Raw genomic sequence first — 21,527 nt, forward strand, 5'->3', positions numbered from 1 at the left:
ACACAGATTATTAATTAATTTTTAAAAAAAAAATCTTTTTAATCCCAATAATCTGTGGCAAAAAAATCTCTCGCAGATTCTGCAGATCGGACTGATTTATTTTCTATATTAACAGAAGGCATTAGAAAAAAAATTAGTGATAATCCGTGAAATTCGTGGCAAAAAACCTTAAACAAAGAAAACCTTAAACTTGAAACAAAAACACCATGTTACATAAAACTAAAATACCAAACTTAAAAGTAATCGCATTTGATGCCGATGATACTTTGTTTGTAAACGAACCTTATTTCCAAGAAACCGAACATAAATTTTGCGCTTTGATGGAAGATTACCTTTCACATCAAGGCATTTCGCAGGAATTATTCAAAATAGAAATTGCCAATCTGCCTTTGTACGGTTACGGAATTAAAGGTTACATTCTTTCGATGATTGAAGCGGCGATGAATATTTCCAACAATACCATTCCGATGGAAGTCATTCAAAAGATCATTCAATACGGAAAAGAATTACTAGAAAAACCAATTGAGCTTTTGGACGGAATTGAAGAAACGCTTGCTGCTTTAAAAGGCAAATACAAATTGGTTGTTGCCACGAAAGGCGATTTAAAAGATCAGCATAGCAAATTGCATCGCTCTGGTTTGGGGCATTATTTTCATCATATCGAAGTAATGTCAGACAAACAAGAAATCGATTATCAGAAACTTTTAGGGCGATTAGATATTGAGCCACACGAATTTTTGATGATCGGAAATTCATTAAAATCAGATGTTCTTCCAGTTTTAGGAATTGGCGGTTATGCTGTTCATATTCCGTTTCACACTACTTGGGAACACGAAAAAATTAATCACACTATAGAACACGAACACTTTAGTTCATTTGAAACTATTGCAGAAGTGGTTCCGAATTTATTATAATGAAAACACTTTTAGACCTAGAAAATTGGAATAGAAAAGAGCATTTTGCCCATTTTAAACAAATTGAAGAACCTTTTTTTGGTGTCACCGTAGAAATCGATTGTACCAAAGCGTATCAAACCGCAAAAAGCATCGGTGCTTCTTTTTTCATTTTCTATTTGCATAAAACTTTGGCAGCTGTAAACGCCATTGAAAATTTTAGATACCGAATTTCGGAAGACAAAATATACATTAACGACCAAATAGATGCATCGGCAACTATTGGTCGCGAAGATGGCACTTTCGGGTTTTCTTTAATTGAATATCATCCTGATTTTAAAACATTTGAGCAAATTGCCTTAACCGAAATCGAACGCATTCAAAATACAACCGGACTTTTCACGAGATCTTTTGATGATGACAATCTGATTCATTTTTCGGCAATTCCGTGGTTGAATTTTAGTTCGATAACCCATGCACGCAGTTTTACGTATCCTGACAGCTGTCCAAAAATTTCGTTTGGTAAAATGATGGTTTCCGAAACTGGAAAAAGAACCATGTCGATGGCTGTTTATGTGCATCACGGTTTGATGGACGGAATGCATGTTGGCCAGTTTGTAGATCTTTTTCAAGAGCTTATGAATCAATAATAAGCGGAATGATTTTTGCGCCCAAAAACTTATGAAACGAATTGTCCTTTTTCTGTTTTTAATTTCTAGTACTGTTGTGTTAAGTCAAACAGTGTTGACTTCTTATTCCATAGATTTAAAAAACAAATTAGGCCAGTCCGAAATCATGACAGGAGAAAATACAACAACTCACGATGTATTTGTTTTTGCCGCAAGCGCAGACAGTCTTTCGATATTAAAATACAATAGCGCTTTATTCTTAAGAGACAAATTTGTTACTTCTCGCCAATACACTGAAAACAGATCTTTGATGGGATATAGCATTAGCGAAGACGGAAATCCGACTTTATATTGGTTTTCTCAAGAAGAAAAAACAATCATTTTGATTAAATATTATCTGGAAAACAAAACTTCGAGAGCATTAAAATTTCAAATTCCGCTTGAAGACAACTATCTCTTAACGCAATATCAAAAAGATAACAATTTCTATTTATTGCTGCAAAGCAAAACAAAACAGGCATTGACTGCTTTTGTTTTTAAAAACGGAATGGCAGAGGAAAGATTTCTCGACTTCAGTTCATTCAAATTTATAGATCGAAAAACACAACCTAAAACATTCAATCAGATTTTGAACGAAAATCCAATCGAGAAGATGGATGCTGGCGAGTATAATCCGTTGTATAAAGTTAGCGCTAAAAGTAAACTCTACACGCTTCCAAACCGTTTGATTCTAACTTTGGACCAAGGTTTCAGAAAGACACAATTGTTTGATATTAATTTAGACAATCAGGAAATAAAAGAGAAAACATTTGTGAAACCAGTTGGAGCTAAAAATCCAAAAACGTCCAACTCTTATTACCACGAAAACAAATTATATCAAATCAATGTAAATGCTGACGAACTTTTGTTTGACATAAAAGATTATGAATCTGGCGAATCTATAAAATCATTTACAGTCTCAAAACAAGATACTATTCGTTTTAGCAATTCGCCTTTATTGATGCAAATTGAAGATCGAGCGCCCAAACAATTAAAGAATACAGCAAAGTTTTTAAAAATATTATCTTCTCTTGATGCTGGAATTTCGGTTTATAAAAACCAAAAAAATCTCTTTATCACTTTAGGAGGATCGGGAAGCGATTTAAAATCGTTTTCAATGAACGGTTTTAATTTTAATGATCCTTTCGGAGATTTTCCCTCAAACAATTATTATAATGTTGAAACCAATTATTCTGCTTTTTTCGAAAGCATTTGGACAAAAAAATTGGAGTTAACCAAAGAAACGCATGAACCTTTTGCTGCCGATCAAGTTTATTATTTTTTAAATTCTCATAAAGAAGCCACACTTTTTAGTACTCTTAAACTAAATAACTACACCATTTTAAGTTATTATGACATGGTTGCTAAACAAATTGTTTTGCGCAAATTTGCCGACGGCTTTAATTAAACAAATTCGTTATCAACAACTTACTTCAAAAACCCTGCATTTACGGGGCATTCCTTATTCTTTAATTTTTTGCCAATAGTCTTATTTTATTACTTTTTTGACTTTTAAAGAAAGTTTTTACCTACAATTTAATGTTGTTTTGGGCAAAAATTTAAAATTAAAAACAATGAAAAAAATTGTAATGACTCTTGCATTAGCTTTAGCGTTAACAGGAGTACGTGCACAAACAGAAAACAATAAAGGGTATAATAAATGGTCTGTAGATTTAGGAGCAGGTTTAAATAAGCCTCAACGGCCATTTAGCGATGGATATTCTACAAATACTGTAAGCCCATGGACTGGAGATCTAGGAGTTCGTTATATGTTTAACAACAAATTTGGTTTAAAAGCAGATTTTGGATACAACAGTTTTACAGCAAAAGGAAACTCTATTGATTTTGACTCAAAATACTACAGAGTAGATTTACAAGCTGTTGCCAATTTAGGACGTATCATGGATTTTGAAACTTGGACTAATACTTTTGGTTTATTAGGACATGCTGGTTTTGGCTATGCTCAATTAAGAAGTGATAATTTTAAAGGTGCAGATGAAATGGGTAATTTTATTGCTGGAGTAACCGGACAAATAAGATTATCAAACAGAATCGCATTAACTGGTGATTTCTCAACTATTCTAAACGCATCTCAAGATCGTACTTTTGAGGGAGCATATGCTGCTGGCAACAGAGGTTTTTCTGGATTGGTTTTTAACGGAACTGTTGGTTTAAATGTTTACTTGGGTAAAAACACAAAACATGCAGACTGGACAGTAATTTCTAATGAAGATAGTGATATTTCTGCTTTAGAAAGCAAAGTAGCAGATCTTGAATCACAAATCAAAAACAGACCTTCACAAAAAGAAGTGGTTATTGAAAAACAAGTAAGCGCGCCACAACCAAATGATAATGAATTGATCAGAAAAATGATTAATGACAAGTATTTCAGTGTTTATTTCGATTTTAATAAAACAACTCCGATTGAGAACTCAACAGCTGCGATTGATATTGTTTTAAACTACTTAAGAAAAAACCCTTCTGCTACTCTTGACCTTATAGGTTATGCGGATCAAGTTGGAAAAACTGAATACAACGAAAAACTATCTAACATTAGAGCAACAAACGTAAAAACAATTTTCGAAAAAGCTGGAATTGCTTCTTCTCGTTTAAATGTTATTTCAAATGGTGCAGATACCTCAATTCAAAAAGACTCTGAGGAAGCGAGAAGATTAGCTAGAAGAGTTACTTTTATTGTAAAATAACTTCTTTTTAAGAATTGATTAAAAGTCCTTAAGATTTTTTCTTAAGGGCTTTTTTATTTTTCACAAATTTAAAATGATGTAAATACGGCATAAAATTTGAACAAATTTCTACTCAATATATTTTAAGAAGCACATTTATGAAAAAACGACTACTTTTTTTTCTTTTGTTTTCTAAAACAGTTTCGTTTAGCCAAACAGTATTAAATTCTTTACCATTAAATATAAACTTCTTATCAAAAACTCAGATTTTAAATATTGAAGACAAGAAAAACAAAGAAATCTATGCCTTTGCCTGGGACAAACAGAGCATAAATATTTTAAAATACAATCAATCTTTATTTCTAACGAGTCAGTTTACAGATTTAATTAAAAAAGAAGCAAATCGAAATCTAATTGGCAGCACTATTAGTGCCGAACAAAGGCCAACCTTGTACTGGATTTCAGGAAATAATAAAAATATTTTAATTACCACTTACAATCTTGACCGCAAAACATCAGAATCTGTAAATTTTGATTTTCCAAGAAATCATGATTATATAATAAATTCTTTTCAAGATAATAATGCCTTTTACATTCTTGCCAAAGAGATAGATTTCGAGCATCTTCTTTTGTATAGATTTGAAAATCAAAAGTGTGAAATTAAAATGCTTGATTTTTCTACTTTCACTTTCAAAAATAAAGAGAAAGTGAACATTTCTTTCAATGCGCTCATCAAACAATTTCCGATTAAAAAGATGGAATTGGATATTCTTAATCCCATTGATTTTACATCACAAATAAGTAAAATGTATGTGTTCAATGATTATCTTATTTTAACATTCGATAATCGTTTAGAACGAACACAAGTTTTTGAGGTTAATTTAAATACTGGCGCTATGAAAGAAAGAACTTTTGATCAGCCTGTTTCCAAAAATCCATTGCGAACATCAAATTCATTTTACAATGATGGAAAACTATTTCAAGTTTCGGCCAATAAAGAGGAATTATTGTTTCAAATAAAAGATTTTGATTCAAAAAATACCATTAAAAAATTTTCTTTTTCAAAAAATGATAGCATTCCATTTAAAAACTCACCTTTCTTTGTTCAAATTAATGACAAGAAACCGCAGCAATTAAAAACTACTGCAAAATTCCTTAAAGATTTAGATGGACTTACTGCTGGCATTTCCGTAGTTAAAAATCAAAAAAACAGTTTTGTCACCTTTAGTGGTTTTGGAGAATCTATAGATTATTATTTTAAATCTGATTCTCCTGATACTTTTGGAGTGCGTGAATATTATTCATTAAGCAAAGTAGTCTATTTTGATGCTGCCTTAAATGAAAATTTAGATTTCGTAGGCAACAAACATTCAGAGCCATTAGCAATTGAAAATTTATTTTACTTTTTAAACAACAACAAAGGCATTCAATTATACGATACGCTAAGATTAAAGAATTATTACATCTTAAGCTATTACGACAAAGCTTCTCAACAATTTGTCATGCGAAAATTTACGGATGGTTTCATGATGGAAGAAAATAGAAACCCAATCATAAACAAATCTATATTTTCAAATCCTGCTGCGTTTGAGAAAATTAATTTTAAGAAGAATTAATCTTAAAGTCTAATGTTTTCGAGGTTTCTAAAAAGTGTAATGGATAATTTTTCTTAATTTTACAAAAAAGACACTTATTATGTTAGCAAAAAATATCGAATCGGCTTTAAACAAGCAAATCCGCATAGAAGCAGAATCTTCGCAAACTTATCTTTCTATGGCTTGTTGGGCTGAAGTACAAGGATTAGAGGGAATCTCTCAATTTATGTACACACAGTCAGATGAAGAGCGCGCACATATGCTTAAACTAGTTAAGTATGTAAACGAACGCGGAGGACACGCTCAGGTAACAGATCTTAAAGCACCAAAAACAACTTATACTACTTTCAAAGAGATGTTTGAAGAGCTTTACAATCACGAACTTTTTGTTTCGAAATCTATCAACGAATTGGTTCATATTACTTTTGAAGAAAGAGATTACGCGACACACAATTTCTTGCAATGGTACGTTTCTGAACAAATTGAAGAAGAAGCTACTGCTAAGTCTATCTTAGATAAAATCAACTTAATTGGTGATGATAAAGGCGGACTTTATTTGTTTGATCGTGATATTCAGCAATTAACAGTTACGAGTTCAATCGCTATCAATCCTAAATAAAAAAGTTAAAGTTTATTTAGAATATTTAAAAATAACTTTTTTGGTTTATATTTGTCTCTGTTTTTAAAATTCAGAGGAAAAAGTGAGCAAGAAAGAAAAAGACAAGGACAAAAAAAAGGATAAAAAGAAAAAGAAAAACGCTGCTATCCTTGATAAAATTAAGAAGATTGAAAACTGTAAATCTTCTTGCTGTGAGAAATATAAAAAGAGCGAAAAGAAACGCTGCTCACGCTGTCCTATGTTTGATTTATTCAAAAAAACTGCTTAACGCGATATAGAAAAACCCATCAGATTTCTCTGGTGGGTTTTTTAGTTTTAAATTGCAGTCACTTTCTACTTTTAAATTCTATTATGGAAAACGCTATTACAATTCCCAAATCTAGTCTCGACTTTTTGGTTGAGCTAAAACAAAATAACAACAAACCCTGGTTTGAAGAACATAAACCGCAATATTTAATAGAACTTAATCATATTGAAAATTTTGCAGGCGCACTGCTTAAGGAACTTTCTAAAACCGATGTTTTAGAAAACGCTTCGGGTAAAAAAAGTGTGTATAGAATCTATCGTGATATTCGTTTTTCTAAAGATAAAACACCTTTTAAACATTATTGGGGCGGAAGTTACACACGTGCAACTGCAGCACGACGCGGCGGTTATTACTTTCATTTGGAAAAAGGAAACAGCTTTTTTGCAGGTGGCTTTTGGGGTCCAAATGCCTCAGATTTAAAACGAATAAGAACTGAATTTGCACACGATCCAGAAACTTTTCAAGAAATATTAAACTCAGATTCCTTCAAAAACAATTTTGGCACTTTGCAAGGAGAACAGCTCAAAACAAAGCCAAAAGGTTTTGATGTTGATCATCCAGCTATTGATTTGCTTCGTTTCAAACAATTTTTGGTCATAAAACGTTTTACTGATGAAGAAGTATTGAGTCCGCAATTTTTAGAACTGGCTTTGGATGCTTTCAAAAACATGAGACCTTTTTTTGACTACATGAGCGAAGTACTTACAACTGATGCTAATGGCGTCTCAATTTTATAAAAACAATTTTCCGTAAAGTATAAAACCCGACAGATTTTAAAAACCTGTCGGGTTTAACCAACGATATTCTTTAAAATTATTATTTACTCAGCAGTAAAATTTCATCTATAACAACCTCCGTTATATAGCGCTTTTCGCCGTTTTTGTCATCGTAGCTTCTGTGCGTTAGTTTTCCTTCAACAGCGATTTCTCTCCCTTTTACAACATACTTTTCAATAATTTCTGCTGTTTTCCCCCAAGCAGTTATGCGATGCCATTCTGTTTGCTCTACTTTTTCGCCTTTATCATTTCTATAAATCTCATTTGTTGCGATTGTAAGATGAGCAAGTTTTCTACCGCTTTCTAATGTTTTAATTTCTGGATCATTACCAACATTCCCGATTAATTGTACTTTGTTTCTAATTGCACTCATGGCGTATACTGTTTTAATGTTATTATTAAATTGAATCGTTTATCGAATTCAACACTGCAAAGATGCCAAACCTCAACATTGACAGTCGGTTATTAACTATTTACTATCGACTGTAACTATTTGTAACCGTTTGTAAATGGAATTTGTTTTTTGTATATTTGAGATAAATCTTACGATATGCAGGCAAAAATTAAAAAAGTAGAGTTAAGAAATCTTGAAATAGAAGACTATAAACAATTAAAGAAATCAATGATCGAATCGTATCCAGAAATGGCAGATTCTTATTGGAGATCTGAGGATATAGAAAGACTTCTTTCAATTTTTCCAGAAGGACAGCTGGTGATTTTGGTTGACGGAAAAGTTGTTGGCTCTGCCCTATCTCTTATTGTTGACGAAAAATTAGTAGAAAAAAGACATAATTATCAGCAGATTAGTGGTGATTATACCTTTTCGACACACAATCCAAATGCTGAAATTTTATACGGAATAGATGTTTTTATTCACCCCAATTATAGAGGCTTGCGTTTAGGGCGCCGATTATATGATGCAAGAAAGGAACTTTGTGAACAATTAAACCTCAAGGCGATTGTTTTTGCAGGAAGAATTCCGAACTATAGAGAACATGCCAAAAAAATGTCTCCAAAAACGTATATCGAAAAAGTGCGTACCAAAGAATTGTACGATCCAGTTCTTTCTTTTCAATTAAGCAACGATTTTCACGTTTTGAGAATCATCAAAAATTATCTGGAAGGCGACGAAGAATCGAAAGAATTTGCGGTTTTACTCGAATGGAATAATATTTATTATGATGATAGTCCGAAACTGATTAATTTAAAGAAAAACATTATTCGTTTAGGATTAATTCAGTGGCAGATGCGTCCGCTGAATAATGTCGAAGCACTTTTTGAACAAGCTGAATTTTTTATTGATGCCGTTTCGGGTTATGGTTCTGATTTTGCTTTGTTTCCAGAATTGTTTATTGCGCCATTAATGGCCGATTATAATCATCTGTCTGAAGCAGAAGCCATTCGTGAACTTGCTCGTCACTCTGACCCTATTAGAAAAAAGTTTCAGGAATTTGCCATTTCATATAACATCAACATTATTACCGGAAGCATGCCTTATTTAGAAGGCGGAAATCTTTGCAATGTTGGTTTCTTATGCAAAAGAGACGGAACTTCAGAAATGTATACCAAAATTCATATCACGCCAAATGAAGTTATACATTGGGGAATGAAAGGCGGATCGGAATTTAAAACCTTTGATACAGATTGTGGTAAAATTGGAATATTAATTTGTTACGATGTCGAATTTCCTGAAATTTCTAGACTTCTGGCTGATGAAGGAATGAACATTTTGTTTGTACCATTTTTAACCGATACACAAAACGGATATACTCGCGTAAAACATTGTTCGCAAGCTCGCGCCATCGAAAATGAATGTTATGTAGCCATAGCAGGTTGCGTTGGAAATCTTCCGAAAGTGAACAATATGGATATACAATATGCGCAGTCTTCTGTATTTACGCCATCCGATTTTGCTTTTCCAAGCAACGGAATCAAAGCAGAAGCCACTCCAAACACAGAAATGACGCTTATTGTTGATGTTGATTTAAATTTATTGAAAGAGCTTCACGAACATGGAAGCGTAAAAACATTAAAAGACCGAAGAACAGATCTTTACGAAATTAAAAAATTGAATTCATGAAAACATGCCTCGAATGTTCTGCTAAAATTTTTGGTCGCGAAGACAAGAAATTCTGCTCAGACAGCTGTCGAAATGCCTACAATAACAAAATAAATAAAGATAGCACGAATTTCATGCGAAATATAAACAACAAGTTACGCAAAAATTACCGTATTTTGGCAGAGTTAAATGTAGACGGAAAATCCAAAGCCTCTAGAGACAAATTGCTTACAAAAGGCTTTGATTTTGAGTTCTTTACAAACATTTTACAAACCAAAACAGGAAACACATATTATTTCTTGTATGATCAAGGATACCGTTCCTTGGACAATGATTATTTTATGCTTGTTAAAAAAGAAATATAGTTAGTATTATTTACCATGAGAAAAAACCAAACCTCAATTCTAGCCATAGTCTGCATTTTAGCGTTACTTGGCATTATATATGCCACGATGATGCCACAAGGAATCTCTAGGGATGATGAAGCGCTTGCTGAGTTTTCGACCGAAAGAGCTTTTAACCAGGTTGAGATTATAGCGCAGAAACCGCACTATGTCGGATCGACCAATCACGAACTGGTTGCTAATTATCTTAAACTAGAATTAAACAGAATTGGGTTAGAAACGAGTGTTCAAGAAGGTTTTACTCTAAATGACAAAGGGCTTTTGGTAAAGTCAAAAAATATTTTGGCTCGAATTAAAGGAACAAACAATACAAAAGCACTTTTACTTCTTTCTCATTATGATAGCGCACCGCATTCTTTCTCAAAAGGAGCAAGCGATGATGCTTCTGGAGTTGCAACAATTTTAGAAGGTGTACGTGCCTTTTTATACTCCAAACATCCTCAAAAAAACGATATAATTATATTATTCTCTGATGCCGAAGAATTAGGATTAAACGGAGCTGCTTTATTTGTAAACCAGCATCCTTGGGCAAAAGACGTTGGTTTGGTTTTAAACTTTGAAGCAAGAGGAACTTCTGGTCCAAGCTATATGTTAATGGAAACCAACAAAGGAAATCAGGCATTGGTTGAAGAATTTACTAAAGCAAAACCTTCTCATCCTGTTTCTAATTCTTTGATGTACAGCATTTACAAAATGCTTCCTAATGATACCGATTTGACTGTTTTTAGAGAACAAGGAAATATTCAAGGATTTAATTTTGCATTTATCGATGGTCATTTCAATTATCACACGCAGCAGGATGATATTCAGCATTTAAACAAAACTACCTTAACGCATCAAGGCACCTATATTATGCCTTTGCTAAAATATTTTACAAACATCGATTTGAATCAAACAGAGTCTACCGAAGACAATGTTTATTTCAGCGCTCCATTTTCATTTATTAGTTATCCGTTTACTTGGGTAATGCCAATGACTATAATTGCTTTCGGATTATTGTTTTTGTTGATTTTTGTCGGAAGAGTAAAAAGAATCATCACTTTCACAGAAATTTTCAAAGGTTTTGTTCCGCTTTTAGGCTCTCTTATAATTTCAGGATTAGTAACCTTTTTAGGTTGGAAACTTATTCTCGAAATTTATCCGCAATACTCTGATCTTCTAAACGGATTTACTTATAATGGACATGCTTATATTGGCGCTTTTGTTACGTTGAGCATCGCTATTTGTTTTGCTTTCTATCATCATTTCTCTGAAGCCAAAACTACCATGAACCATTTTGTTGCTCCTTTATTGGTTTGGATTATCATTAATGCATTTTTAGCCAATAGCCTAACGGGAGCTGGTTTCTTAATAATTCCTGTTTATTTCGGAATATTATTATTCGGAATTTTTGTGTTTACACAGCATTACAGTTTAGGAATGAATTTAATATTCTCTATCCCTGCCTTGGCAATTGTTGCACCTTTTATCATAATGTTTCCAATTGGTCTTGGCCTTAAAATCTTATACGGAAGCGCCATTTTAACCGTTTTATTATTCGGATTATTACTTCCAATTTTCGGTGCATTTGCTAAGAAAGGTGCTTGGATCGTGGTTTTCTTTATTGCTTCTATTTCATTTTTCGTTTACGCAGGATATCATTCAGGTTACGAATATGGCAAAGCCAAATCAAACAGTTTATTATACGTTTACAATGCCGACAACAATTCTGCTGTATGGACCACTTATGACACAAATTTAGACGAATGGACTAAATCGTATTTAGGCGAGAAAAATCAAAAAGCTGTTGGTTTAAATACCTTGCCTCTTTCAAGCAAATACAACACTACTTTTACTTACAGCGCTATCGCACCTGTTGTCGATGTTCCGAAACCTACAATTCAATTTTTAAGAGATAGCGTTATTGGAAACAATAGATATTTAAAAATCAGGATTACTCCAAATAGAAAAGTAAACCGTTACGATATTTATGCTAATCCAAAAATGACATTTTATAACTTTAAAGCAAATGGAGTGTCAACTTCTGGCGAAAAAGGAAATCGTCTGGAAAGAGAAGACAGCAAAATTTTGTGCTATTATGTAGTAGGCAACGAACCGCTGGAAATGGATTTCTACATTAACAAATCTTCTGTTTTTGATATGGATTTAATTGAAAGTTCATTCGATTTGATGACCAATCCGCTTTTAAAAGTTAAGCCTAGAGATAATTGGATGATGCCAACACCATTTGTATTGAATGATGCCGTATTGATTCAGCAGAAAATCAAAAGATATACACCGCCAATAAAACCACTTGAACCTGTTGTAGTACCAAGTGATAGTTTGGCTGTTCCAAAAGATAGCTTAAAACCTATCGTTAGCAAACCAGAATAGTAATAAATTACAATAAACCTTAATCATTTAAAATGAAGAAAAACTTCTTGTTATTTTTGACTTTTAGCAACTTTTTAGCATTGAATGCACAAACTGTAGAAGAAAAAATCGCTGCAAAAGCATGTGAGTGTTTAGAGAAAAGTTCAAAAATTACAGAAGATGTTTTCAGAGAATGTTTAACAAACCCAATGGGTGAGTTAATTTTAACAGACAAAGATCCAAAAGTCAGAGAATCTATAAATACCGTTGATGGAATTCAAAATATGGTTCTGAAAGTTCAAGCTGTAATTTCAAAGAAATGTCCAAACTTGATGCCTGAATTAATTGAAAACAAAGACAATGTTTTTTATAGCGAATCAAAAAACAAAAATGCACAGAATTCTTATGTCATCGCAAAAGATTTTATGCGACAGAACAATTACAAAATGGCTATTGAAAGCTTTCAACTGGCTTTAAAAGAAGACCCAAACTTTGTTCTTGCACTTGATGACATAGCAGTTTCCTACAGACAATTGAACGATTATGATAATGCAATTAAATATTATAAGAAATCGCTTGAAGTTTATCCCGAAGGAAATTTTGCATTAATGAACATTGGTGTTGTGTATACTTTTAAATCTGATTATAAAACGGCCATAAGTTATTATGAAAAACTAATTCAATACCATCCCAACAATGCTGAAGGCTATTTTGGTGCTGGAAAAAACTATTTCATGATGAAAGATGATGAAAAAGCATTGGATAATCTTTTTTTGGCCCATATAATCTACACCAATGAAAATTCAGAATATGCAAAAGATTCTGAACAGCTTATTGGTGCTCTTTACCAGAAAATGAAATCAGAAAATAAGGAAGCTTTATTCAAAAAAATTGCTGAGAAAAACAACATTAAAATAGAATAAATATGGCACAAATATTTCTAAAATCGTTTTGAATGCCCCAGTTGAAAAAGTATGGAACGCACTAACACAGCCGGAATTAGTCAAGCAATGGCAGTATGGAAGTGATTTAATTACAGATTGGAAAATCGGCAATGAAATACGCTTTAGAAATGAATGGGAAGGCCAAGTTTTTGAGCAATGGGGAACTGTTTTAGAAGTTGTTTCAAATCAAAAAATAAAATATTCTTTGTTTTTCCCAAGACCTGGATTGGAAGATAAACCCGAGAATTATTTCATAATGAATTATGTTTTATCTGAAGAAAATCAGAAAACAAAACTCGAAATAATTCAGGAAGATAATCGTCCCGGAGCAGTTCAGGAGAAACCGCAAGGAGAAGAAAATCCAATTCTACAGGCCTTAAAAGCCGTAATAGAATCTTAAATAATAGAGCAGATTTGTTAATCTGCTCTTTTTATTTGATTCATAGTCAAAAAACCTTTCTGACTCTGTAACTTTGTTCCTTTGAATCTCAAAAAAATGACAAAAATTAGCATACTTGGCTGCGGCTGGCTGGGATTTCCTTTAGCGAAAGCATTACTAAAAAAAGGAATTTCAATAAACGGATCAACAACTTCAGAAAACAAACTTTCAATTTTAAAAGATGCAGGAATAAATTCGTTTTTAGTGAGTGTTGAAAGTGACGGAATTTCCGAAAACATCGATACTTTCTTAGCAGAAAGCGAAATCTTAATTATAGATATTCCACCAAAACTAAGAGCTGCCGATCCAAGTTCTGAGAAGAAAGCATTTGTAGAAAAAATCAAGAATCTAATTCCTTTTATAGAAAAATCAACGGTTAAAAAAGTACTTTTTGTAAGTTCAACCTCTGTTTATGGTGATGATAATGGTCTTGTAACCGAAGAAACCAATCCCAATCCGGAGACAGAAAGCGGTAAACAATTGCTTTTAGCCGAAAATCTCCTTCTTGAAAATCAAAACTTTGAAACCTCAATTCTACGTTTTGGCGGATTAATTGGCGAAGATCGTCATCCTATTAAGTTTTTAGCTGGAAAAGAAAACATTGAAAATCCAGATGCTCCCGTTAACCTAATTCATCAAAGTGATTGCATTGGTATTATTGAAGAAATCATAAACCAATCTAACTGGAATGAGGTTTTTAATGCTGTTGCGCCCTTTCACCCAACGAGAGAGGAATACTACACTCAAAAAGCGATCGAAATGAATTTGCCAGAACCAATATTTGGTTCCGAAAAATCAAATATTAAAAAGGTTATTTTGAGTAAAAAGGTGGAAACCTTTTTAAACTATAAATTTAACTTAGAAGAATATTAAAATTTTCGAACCACAGATTTAAATAAAAACACTATTTTTCCTTCATAAAAAATAACTGTTTTTCCAAATGAAAAAATTCAGGTTTCTGTTTTCACTCAGCATTTTACTGCTTTCATTCTTTCAAAGTTATGCTCAAGACGAAACATTTTCTTCTGTTGAAAATGAAAATCCCGAAAAAATAAAACAATTTCACACTGATATTGTTGTTAAGGAAAATGGAAATCTAATTGTGACCGAAACTATTAAAGTATATGCTAAAGGCATAAAAATAGACCACGGTATATTTAGAGAGCTTCCAATGAAGAGTAATTCTCCAAAAGTCTCTAAAAACAATTATTACACTGTCTTAAATGTTACCCGAAACGGTTTACAAGAACCGTATCATGTAATTGATGGATTTGATAAGTTCGAGATTTATATTGGCGACAAAAAATTTTCTATTGCAGAAGGAAATCACACTTATAAATTAACTTATGAAGTAGAAGCCCAAATACACTCTTATAATGACTTTGATGAAGTTTACTGGAACGTTACAGGTAATTATTGGGATTTTGAAATAGAGAATGTCACTGCAAAAATAACTCTACCCAAATCTGCAAAAGCATTCCAGACAGCTTGCTATACTGGTGTTTTTGGCTCAAAAGCACAAGAATGCAATTCAAAAATATCAGGAAACTCTATTTTCTTTACTTCTAAAAATCTAAAAAAAGAAGAAGGTTTTACCATTGCCGCTGGTTTTCCTAAAGGAATTGTCGATCAGCCTTTTTTCAGGCCGCATTATAAAATGGAGGAATTCTTAGAAGCCGACAAAATATTATTTGCAATCGCTGTTGTTCTCGCGTGCTTTGCATTTTATTATTTTTCATGGAAGAGATTTGGCAAAGATCCGAAGTTAAAAAGCGAAAGCAGAATTATTGATTTAAAAAACCGCTACTCGCCTACTTCGTTGAATTATATAACAGATCAAAGTGTTAATTCTCAAACACTTTTAGTTACTATAATCAATCTTTCATTAAAAGGCGCTCTTGTAATTTCAGATAATGGAAAAGAAACTTGGGCAGATGATTTTAAATATTCGCTTAAGATTGGAAATAAAATAGAAGGTTTGTCTAAAGAAGAAAATGCAGTTCTAAATACTTTATTTAGCGAAAAAGATTCTTTCGAATTGGATAAAGAAACGTATAAGATATTCACTAAAGCAAAAGAGGCACTCGAAAAACCTTTAAAACAGCAATATAATTTAAAAGATTATCATTCTAGCAATTCTAATCAAATCTTATTGGGCTTTGTAATTACAATTGGTGCTTTATTGGGTTATTGCCAATATTCAAAAGGAACTATATATTGGGCCGTAATTTTCGGATTTACAATGCTCGTGTTTACTTACTTATTACTCAAAGGCGCAGTACAAACATTTATTAAAAAAGATTATAAATCAACTGCTTTTTGTCTTTTCTTATCGCTATTTACAGGCATTTTTTCTGTTGGCTGGTATCTTGCAAGTAATGTTGACAAAAGTTATTCAGTCCTAACTTTGCTAGTACTCTTTTTAATAATTATCGGATTTAGCATCTATTTAAGTCTAATAGGCGCGTATACAGAACTTGGAGTTGAAACAAAAGCTGAAATCGAAAAGCTAAAAGAGTATCTATTAGAGTATAACCCAGAAGAAAGTTCTGCAATTAGCGTTTATGAAGAAAACCTGCCTTATGCCTTTGCATTAGGAATTGAAGATGAATGGAATTTGAAATTTATTGATATTTTAAAAAAATTAAATTATACCAATAATTGGATCAAAACGAATAGTAGCAACTATGTTTCTTCTCCAGCATTTTTCATGAGTTTTAGAACCTCTTACACTACTTATTCGACCTCATCCAGCAGCGGAAGTTCTGGTGGAGGAAGCTCTGGTGGAGGAGGCGGAGGCGGAGGCGGCGGTGGCTGGTAAAATCCTCGTATATTTAACTTATATAATTTATTGATTAAAAAAAACTTTGCGAACTTCGCGATAAACTATTGCCCTTTTGCGGTTAAAAATTATGGAAACAGTTTTCATCAACTCTCCTTTAGGAATCACCAAAATAATTGGAGATGAAAATGGTATTGCCGTAATTTCTGTTTCTGATGTTGGAACCAATGAAGTTTCTAAAGAAATTCCAGAAGTATTACAAGAAGTCGTTTCGCAGTTAAATGAATACTTTGAAGGCAAAAGAACTGATTTTGACTTAAAACTGAATCCGCAAGGAACCGAATTTCAGCAGAAAGTCTGGAAATCGCTTCTTGAAATTCCATACGGAAAAACGGTAAGCTATATGGATCAGACCAAAAAACTCGGAGATATAAAAGCAATTCGCGCTGTAGCTTCGGCAAATGGCAAAAATCCGCTTTGGATTGTGGTTCCTTGTCATCGCGTTATCGGCACAAACGGATCTTTAACTGGATATGCTGGAGGTTTATCCCGTAAAAAATGGCTTTTAGAACATGAAAGCCCGTCTTTACAGCAGAGTTTGTTTTAGTTTTTATTTTTTAGGAGGAAATTCGATACCCGCTTCTTTCACTAGTTCGTAACCATAATTCATAATTGTTTCAATAACAGGAATTGCTTTCATTCCCTTTTCAGTAATGGAGTATTCTACCTTTGAAGGCACAACAGGGTATACTTTTCTCCCAATCAAGCCTTTCACTTCTAATTCTTTTAACTGGCTTGCAAGCATTTTATCAGTTATGTGTGGAATATCCTTTTTCAACTCTCCATATCTGAGAACGTTTTTGTGAAGTCTCCACAAAATTGGCATTTTCCATGTTCCTCCAATATGATTTAATGCAAATTCAATTGGAGTATAATATAATTTATTGTCGTAAAAAAATTCCGGCATGATTCAAAGATTTGATTATGATATACTTTCAAAAAAGTGAGTATACTACATAAAAGTGAGTATTAAAATTTAAGGTTTTTTCTGATGTAAATTTGCAAAAAAATTAGATCACATTATGGATTACATTAAAATTTCGCAAGAAACAATTGGACATTTATACAAAGCTCACTCAAGTGTTAGAAAATCAGAAATAGATATTAAGCTTCTCGCACTTACAGACCTGAGAGTTTCCCAATTAAATGGATGTGCTTATTGTTGCAGTTTCCATTCTAACGAGTTAAGACAATTTGGAATTGAACAAAACGTACTTGATAAATTATCGGGATGGAAACTTTCTGATGTTTTTGATGAGAAACAAAAATTGGCTTTGGAATGGGCAGAGGTAATTACGAAAATGGAAACCGATTTATCTACCTGTAAAAAGAAATTAGAAATAGTCTTTACGGAAAAAGAATTAGTTGATTTAACAGCCAGCATTTCAATTATGAATACTTTAAATCGTTTACGAATTACATTAGGGGATAATCATTAAATATGTAACTTTATACGCACAATAATGTTCGCATAAATATGATTGAAAAAATAAACCTCAATAACATTTTATTTCTCGATATAGAAACCGTTCCCGAAGAAGAAAACTTCAATTCGCTTGACGCGGAAATGCAGTCACTTTGGGATTTGAAAACGCAATACCAGCGAAAAGACGAGTATTCTCCAGAAGAATTTTACGACCGTGCTGGGATCTGGGCCGAATTCGGAAAGATAATCTGTATTTCTGTTGGCTTTTTTATCATCAAGGGAGATGTTCGCAATTTTAGAGTGACTTCGTTTTTTGGCGAAGAAAAGAAAATCCTAAAAGACTTTTCGAATCTGATTAACAATCATTTTAATCAGCCTCAGCATTTGCTGTGTGGACATAATTCCAAAGAATTTGACATTCCGTTTATTGCCCGAAGAATGATTATCAACCAAATGCCAATTCCAGATAAACTGAATTTATTTGGTAAAAAGCCTTGGGAAGTTCCGCATTTAGATACTTTAGAATTATGGAAGTTTGGCGATTATAAACATTATACTTCTTTAAAATTATTGACTAAAATCTTAGGAGTTCCTTCTCCTAAAGGAGACATTGACGGAAGTCAGGTTGCTCATGTCTATTATGTCGAAAAAGATATTGACCGAATCATTACCTATTGCGAAAAAGACACAATAGCCGTAGCTCAGATTTTCTTGCGTTTGCGTCGAGAAGATTTGCTAATTGATGATGAAATAATTCATGTATAACTTCTTTAGATACTAGGGCTCTGAGAGCCTTTTGCATGAACTTATATAACTTATATGGTTTAAAATGATTCATTCCGAAATTTCACATTATCGTATGGCTTCTCAGAAGCTTTATCAAGAAAATCAATGTTCTCCTCAAGAAATTGTGCAGCATTTTGGTGCTATGCAGGCTCAGGATTATGCTATGGCAAAATGGGCAATTGGTTCACGTTGCAATTCCTCGGAAAAAGAAATTGAAGAAGCCGTTAATTCAGGAAAAATAATCAGAACTCATATTCTGCGTCCAACTTGGCATTTTGTTTCTGCTGATGATATTTATTGGATGCTTGATCTTTCTGCTCCACAGGTACAAAGATTTACTATTTCTGCCGCTAAAAAATTTGATTATGATTTGAAGAAATTAGATAAAATCAATAATAAAATTCAAAAGCTGTTATCAGGAAATAATCATTTGACTCGAGATGAAATCATGCTGGAACTTGATATTAAAAGAACTTCTAAAGAAGATTTTTTAAGCGCTGCCATTATGATGCATGCCGAACTGGATGGTTTGGTATGCAACGGAAGAATGAAAGGCAAACAAATTACGTATGCTTTACTTGAAGAGCGCGTAGAAAAGCCTAAAACCAAATTGAGCAAAGAAGAAAGTTTGGCCAAACTCGCTCTACGTTATTTTGAAAGTCATGGTCCGGCAACATTGCTCGATTTTTCGTGGTGGTCAGGTTTCGCGCCGACTTTTTGCAAAAATGCAATTAACGCAATAGAGTTGCAATTGAATTCTAGCACCATTGATAATCAGATATATTGGTTCGGAAAAAAGTATAATCAGGAGAATATCTTTCGCGAAAGCGTACATTTTTTGCCCGCATTTGATGAGATTTTAATTTCATACAAAACGCGCGAAGCTTCATTTACTGGAGATCATCAATCTAAAACTTTTACCAATAATGGCATTTTTAAACCCATCATTTTAGAAAATGGAAAAGTAATTGGAATCTGGAAACGAACCATTAAAAAAGATCACGTAAAAATTGAAACGGAATTCTTTAATGAAACTGAAAGTTCGAAAAAAGAGATTTTGTTTGAAGGAATTAAAGCCTTTGAAACCTATTTGGAAACCAAAATTGTGATTGAATAATTTTATTTCACTTCATTGGGCTACATCAAAAGCCAAATTCAGTCCTCATTAAACAAAATATTTATGCATTTTATTGCTAAATAATTACATTTACAAAAAAATGTAATTATGGTATTGAGCAGATTTTGGTTAGTTATTTTTATTTCTTCGATTCTTTTTATTGTAGTCAGTTTATTTACTGCCAATACTTATACCATTGATTCTGTTTTAAATGGAAAAAAAGACGATCCTGTTTTAGTTTCTGAAAAATACATCGAAGAGCTTCCTGCTTTCTTAAAAGACAGCATAAAAAAAGCGCCAGATCAGACGATGATTATCAATCGTGATACGCTAAATGCTGACACGACTTATGTTTACAAAAACAAAACCGTAAAAATTTATAGCGGACTTCAAAAATCTGATGGTTTATTGCCAACTTGTAAAAGCACTTTAGTCGATTTAATTTTGCCACTTATTGCCTATTTAGCTTTTTTCTGCGGATTAATGGAACTTCTAATCGTTTCTGGAGCTTCTGGAAACCTGGCAAAAGCTTTAAGTCCAGTATTTGTAAAGGTATTTCCAAGTATTCCTAAAAACCATCCTTCGATATCGTACATGACCTTAAACTTCGCTGCCAATTTCTTGGGATTAGATTCTGCTGCAACACCATTCGGATTGAAAGCCATGGAAAGTTTACAGGAAATAAACCCTGAAAAAGATAAAGCCAGCGATGCACAAATCATGTTTATGTGTCTTCATGCTTCTGGATTAACTTTAATTGCAACTTCAATTATCGGATATCGCGCTGCTGCAAATGCAAGTAATCCTGCCGACGTAATGCTGCCTTGTATTATCACTTCATTTATTGGAACTATTGCGGCTTTTTTAATTGTCGGAGTCAAACAGAAAATTAATTTCAAAAGCGCTTCTCTTTTAATTGGTTTAATGGGATTAATTGCAGCAATTGTTGGATTGCTGATGTATGTAAATCATTTGGATTTAATTGGAAAAAACTATTTTACCTCTAATCTTTCTGGATTAATTTTACTTGCCATCATAGTATTTACGCTGATTTTTTCTTTCAGACATGAGAAAAAATTCAGAGAAGCAGACACGACAGTTTTTGACACTTTTGTCGTAGGCGCCAATAACGGAGTGAAAACGGGAGTTACTATTTTTCCTTACGTTTTAGGGATGCTAGTTGCAATATCATTATTCAGAAACAGTGGTTTATTTGAAATCATCAGTGATGCAATCGGATTTGTTTTCTCAAATCTAGGTGTAAGCAAAGAAATTACAAATGCACTTCCTGTTGCGATGCTTCGTCCGTTTAGTTCTGCAGGTTCTAGAGGCTTCTTAATTGATTCTATGAATACATTTGGAGCCGATTCTTTAACCGCTAGATTGAGCAGTATTTTCCAATGCAGTGCCGAAAGCACATTTTATGTTATTGCCGTTTATTTTGGTTCTGTAAACATTAAAAACACTCGTTACGCGCTAGGCACAATGCTTTTGGTCGATTTGGTCTGCGTTATTACAGCTATTTTTGTGGCAACTTGGTTTTTCTAAAAGAAGCTAAAAACAATTAAATTAGTTACTTCTTATTTTTCGTAAATCTCTTTAAAACAACAAATAAA

At 33.0% G+C, this 21,527-nt stretch carries 22 protein-coding genes; 20 read left to right on the forward strand and 2 right to left on the reverse strand.

Translation table 11 applies throughout. The features are described from left to right. Window positions 1–206: 206 nt before the first annotated feature. The 8 genes from OZP10_RS08310 (at window position 207) to OZP10_RS08345 (ending at window position 7,503) form a co-directional block, all read left to right on the forward strand. A complete protein-coding gene (locus OZP10_RS08310; protein WP_281634253.1) occupies window positions 207–914 on the forward strand; it encodes an HAD family hydrolase in 708 nt (235 codons plus the stop codon). Then, window positions 914–1,543, forward strand: a complete 630-nt coding sequence (locus OZP10_RS08315) for a chloramphenicol acetyltransferase (protein WP_281634254.1) — start codon at window positions 914–916, stop codon at window positions 1,541–1,543. Before OZP10_RS08310 ends, OZP10_RS08315 begins: the two co-directional genes overlap by 1 nt. 31 nt (window positions 1,544–1,574) lie before the next feature. Next, window positions 1,575–2,969: a hypothetical protein gene (locus tag OZP10_RS08320; protein ID WP_281634255.1), complete on the forward strand. Its 1,395-nt coding sequence runs from the start codon at window positions 1,575–1,577 to the stop codon at window positions 2,967–2,969. Window positions 2,970–3,135: 166 nt separating this feature from the next. Beyond that, on the forward strand, window positions 3,136–4,266 hold the full coding sequence (locus OZP10_RS08325; protein WP_281634256.1) for an OmpA family protein: 1,131 nt from the start codon (window positions 3,136–3,138) through the stop codon (window positions 4,264–4,266). 137 nt (window positions 4,267–4,403) lie between these two features. Then, window positions 4,404–5,861 carry a hypothetical protein gene (locus OZP10_RS08330; protein ID WP_281634257.1) on the forward strand — a complete coding sequence of 486 codons (1,458 nt, stop codon included), beginning with the start codon at window positions 4,404–4,406 and terminating at the stop codon, window positions 5,859–5,861. A gap of 79 nt (window positions 5,862–5,940) precedes the next feature. Further along, window positions 5,941–6,459 carry a ferritin gene (locus OZP10_RS08335; protein WP_008465537.1) on the forward strand — a complete coding sequence of 173 codons (519 nt, stop codon included), beginning with the start codon at window positions 5,941–5,943 and terminating at the stop codon, window positions 6,457–6,459. Between the two features lie 82 nt (window positions 6,460–6,541). Further along, entirely contained in the window at window positions 6,542–6,727 is a 186-nt protein-coding gene (locus tag OZP10_RS08340; RefSeq protein ID WP_177211633.1) for a hypothetical protein, read from the forward strand. Between the two features lie 83 nt (window positions 6,728–6,810). After that, window positions 6,811–7,503, forward strand: a complete 693-nt coding sequence (locus tag OZP10_RS08345; RefSeq protein ID WP_281634258.1) for a DUF2461 domain-containing protein — start codon at window positions 6,811–6,813, stop codon at window positions 7,501–7,503. Window positions 7,504–7,582: 79 nt separating this feature from the next. Here OZP10_RS08345 and OZP10_RS08350 read toward each other — a convergent pair whose 3' ends face one another. Further along, on the reverse strand, window positions 7,583–7,915 hold the full coding sequence (locus OZP10_RS08350; RefSeq protein ID WP_281634259.1) for a single-stranded DNA-binding protein: 333 nt from the start codon (window positions 7,913–7,915) through the stop codon (window positions 7,583–7,585). 177 nt (window positions 7,916–8,092) lie between these two features. On the opposite strand from OZP10_RS08350, the gene OZP10_RS08355 reads away from it, so the two are divergent. The 8 genes from OZP10_RS08355 to OZP10_RS08390 all read left to right on the forward strand — a co-directional run bounded on the left by OZP10_RS08355 (window position 8,093) and on the right by OZP10_RS08390 (window position 17,129). After that, window positions 8,093–9,622 (forward strand): bifunctional GNAT family N-acetyltransferase/carbon-nitrogen hydrolase family protein, encoded by a 1,530-nt coding sequence (locus OZP10_RS08355; protein WP_281634260.1) that lies wholly within the window; start codon window positions 8,093–8,095, stop codon window positions 9,620–9,622. Next, the gene (locus tag OZP10_RS08360; RefSeq protein WP_008465546.1) at window positions 9,619–9,966 is read left to right on the forward strand and encodes a hypothetical protein; all 348 of its coding nucleotides are present in this window, start codon (window positions 9,619–9,621) and stop codon (window positions 9,964–9,966) included. Before OZP10_RS08355 ends, OZP10_RS08360 begins: the two co-directional genes overlap by 4 nt. Window positions 9,967–9,981: 15 nt before the next feature. Next, window positions 9,982–12,378, forward strand: a complete 2,397-nt coding sequence (locus OZP10_RS08365) for a M28 family peptidase (RefSeq protein ID WP_281634261.1) — start codon at window positions 9,982–9,984, stop codon at window positions 12,376–12,378. Window positions 12,379–12,410: 32 nt separating this feature from the next. After that, complete coding sequence (locus OZP10_RS08370; protein WP_281634262.1) at window positions 12,411–13,280, forward strand: tetratricopeptide repeat protein; 870 nt, start codon at window positions 12,411–12,413, stop codon at window positions 13,278–13,280. A 28-nt stretch (window positions 13,281–13,308) separates the two neighbouring features. Continuing rightward, on the forward strand, window positions 13,309–13,701 hold the full coding sequence (locus tag OZP10_RS08375; RefSeq protein ID WP_281634263.1) for an SRPBCC family protein: 393 nt from the start codon (window positions 13,309–13,311) through the stop codon (window positions 13,699–13,701). A gap of 96 nt (window positions 13,702–13,797) precedes the next feature. Further along, window positions 13,798–14,613, forward strand: a complete 816-nt coding sequence (locus tag OZP10_RS08380; protein WP_281634264.1) for an NAD-dependent epimerase/dehydratase family protein — start codon at window positions 13,798–13,800, stop codon at window positions 14,611–14,613. Between the two features lie 67 nt (window positions 14,614–14,680). Beyond that, window positions 14,681–16,561, forward strand: a complete 1,881-nt coding sequence (locus OZP10_RS08385) for a DUF2207 domain-containing protein (RefSeq protein WP_281634265.1) — start codon at window positions 14,681–14,683, stop codon at window positions 16,559–16,561. A gap of 91 nt (window positions 16,562–16,652) precedes the next feature. Next, window positions 16,653–17,129 carry a methylated-DNA--[protein]-cysteine S-methyltransferase gene (locus tag OZP10_RS08390; RefSeq protein WP_281634266.1) on the forward strand — a complete coding sequence of 159 codons (477 nt, stop codon included), beginning with the start codon at window positions 16,653–16,655 and terminating at the stop codon, window positions 17,127–17,129. A gap of 3 nt (window positions 17,130–17,132) precedes the next feature. On the opposite strand, the gene OZP10_RS08395 is transcribed toward OZP10_RS08390, so the two are convergent. Further along, window positions 17,133–17,489 carry a winged helix-turn-helix transcriptional regulator gene (locus tag OZP10_RS08395; protein WP_281634267.1) on the reverse strand — a complete coding sequence of 119 codons (357 nt, stop codon included), beginning with the start codon at window positions 17,487–17,489 and terminating at the stop codon, window positions 17,133–17,135. Between the two features lie 115 nt (window positions 17,490–17,604). Between OZP10_RS08395 and OZP10_RS08400 the strand changes: the two genes are divergently transcribed. The 4 genes from OZP10_RS08400 to OZP10_RS08415 all read left to right on the forward strand — a co-directional run bounded on the left by OZP10_RS08400 (window position 17,605) and on the right by OZP10_RS08415 (window position 21,459). Then, the gene (locus OZP10_RS08400; protein WP_281634268.1) at window positions 17,605–18,021 is read left to right on the forward strand and encodes a carboxymuconolactone decarboxylase family protein; all 417 of its coding nucleotides are present in this window, start codon (window positions 17,605–17,607) and stop codon (window positions 18,019–18,021) included. A gap of 38 nt (window positions 18,022–18,059) precedes the next feature. Further along, entirely contained in the window at window positions 18,060–18,773 is a 714-nt protein-coding gene (locus tag OZP10_RS08405) for a 3'-5' exonuclease (protein WP_281634269.1), read from the forward strand. Between the two features lie 64 nt (window positions 18,774–18,837). Beyond that, a complete protein-coding gene (locus tag OZP10_RS08410) occupies window positions 18,838–19,911 on the forward strand; it encodes a winged helix DNA-binding domain-containing protein (protein ID WP_281634270.1) in 1,074 nt (357 codons plus the stop codon). Window positions 19,912–20,019: 108 nt separating this feature from the next. Beyond that, window positions 20,020–21,459, forward strand: coding sequence for a nucleoside recognition domain-containing protein (locus tag OZP10_RS08415; protein ID WP_281634271.1), 1,440 nt, complete (start codon window positions 20,020–20,022; stop codon window positions 21,457–21,459). Window positions 21,460–21,527 lie beyond the last annotated feature (68 nt).

The organism is Flavobacterium luteolum, assembly GCF_027111275.1.
Classification (GTDB): domain Bacteria; phylum Bacteroidota; class Bacteroidia; order Flavobacteriales; family Flavobacteriaceae; genus Flavobacterium; species Flavobacterium luteolum.

What these genes read in the sequence shown, in the direction of transcription:
- OZP10_RS08310 (WP_281634253.1), top strand. Translation starts at nt 207, where the DNA reads ATGTTACATAAAACTAAAATACCAAACTTAAAAGTAATCGCATTTGAT.
- OZP10_RS08315 (WP_281634254.1), top strand. Translation starts at nt 914, where the DNA reads ATGAAAACACTTTTAGACCTAGAAAATTGGAATAGAAAAGAGCATTTT.
- OZP10_RS08320 (WP_281634255.1), top strand. Translation starts at nt 1,575, where the DNA reads ATGAAACGAATTGTCCTTTTTCTGTTTTTAATTTCTAGTACTGTTGTG.
- OZP10_RS08325 (WP_281634256.1), top strand. Translation starts at nt 3,136, where the DNA reads ATGAAAAAAATTGTAATGACTCTTGCATTAGCTTTAGCGTTAACAGGA.
- OZP10_RS08330 (WP_281634257.1), top strand. Translation starts at nt 4,404, where the DNA reads ATGAAAAAACGACTACTTTTTTTTCTTTTGTTTTCTAAAACAGTTTCG.
- OZP10_RS08335 (WP_008465537.1), top strand. Translation starts at nt 5,941, where the DNA reads ATGTTAGCAAAAAATATCGAATCGGCTTTAAACAAGCAAATCCGCATA.
- OZP10_RS08345 (WP_281634258.1), top strand. Translation starts at nt 6,811, where the DNA reads ATGGAAAACGCTATTACAATTCCCAAATCTAGTCTCGACTTTTTGGTT.
- OZP10_RS08350 (WP_281634259.1), bottom strand. Translation starts at nt 7,915, where the DNA reads ATGAGTGCAATTAGAAACAAAGTACAATTAATCGGGAATGTTGGTAAT.
- OZP10_RS08355 (WP_281634260.1), top strand. Translation starts at nt 8,093, where the DNA reads ATGCAGGCAAAAATTAAAAAAGTAGAGTTAAGAAATCTTGAAATAGAA.
- OZP10_RS08360 (WP_008465546.1), top strand. Translation starts at nt 9,619, where the DNA reads ATGAAAACATGCCTCGAATGTTCTGCTAAAATTTTTGGTCGCGAAGAC.
- OZP10_RS08365 (WP_281634261.1), top strand. Translation starts at nt 9,982, where the DNA reads ATGAGAAAAAACCAAACCTCAATTCTAGCCATAGTCTGCATTTTAGCG.
- OZP10_RS08370 (WP_281634262.1), top strand. Translation starts at nt 12,411, where the DNA reads ATGAAGAAAAACTTCTTGTTATTTTTGACTTTTAGCAACTTTTTAGCA.
- OZP10_RS08380 (WP_281634264.1), top strand. Translation starts at nt 13,798, where the DNA reads ATGACAAAAATTAGCATACTTGGCTGCGGCTGGCTGGGATTTCCTTTA.
- OZP10_RS08385 (WP_281634265.1), top strand. Translation starts at nt 14,681, where the DNA reads ATGAAAAAATTCAGGTTTCTGTTTTCACTCAGCATTTTACTGCTTTCA.
- OZP10_RS08390 (WP_281634266.1), top strand. Translation starts at nt 16,653, where the DNA reads ATGGAAACAGTTTTCATCAACTCTCCTTTAGGAATCACCAAAATAATT.
- OZP10_RS08395 (WP_281634267.1), bottom strand. Translation starts at nt 17,489, where the DNA reads ATGCCGGAATTTTTTTACGACAATAAATTATATTATACTCCAATTGAA.
- OZP10_RS08400 (WP_281634268.1), top strand. Translation starts at nt 17,605, where the DNA reads ATGGATTACATTAAAATTTCGCAAGAAACAATTGGACATTTATACAAA.
- OZP10_RS08405 (WP_281634269.1), top strand. Translation starts at nt 18,060, where the DNA reads ATGATTGAAAAAATAAACCTCAATAACATTTTATTTCTCGATATAGAA.
- OZP10_RS08410 (WP_281634270.1), top strand. Translation starts at nt 18,838, where the DNA reads ATGATTCATTCCGAAATTTCACATTATCGTATGGCTTCTCAGAAGCTT.
- OZP10_RS08415 (WP_281634271.1), top strand. Translation starts at nt 20,020, where the DNA reads ATGGTATTGAGCAGATTTTGGTTAGTTATTTTTATTTCTTCGATTCTT.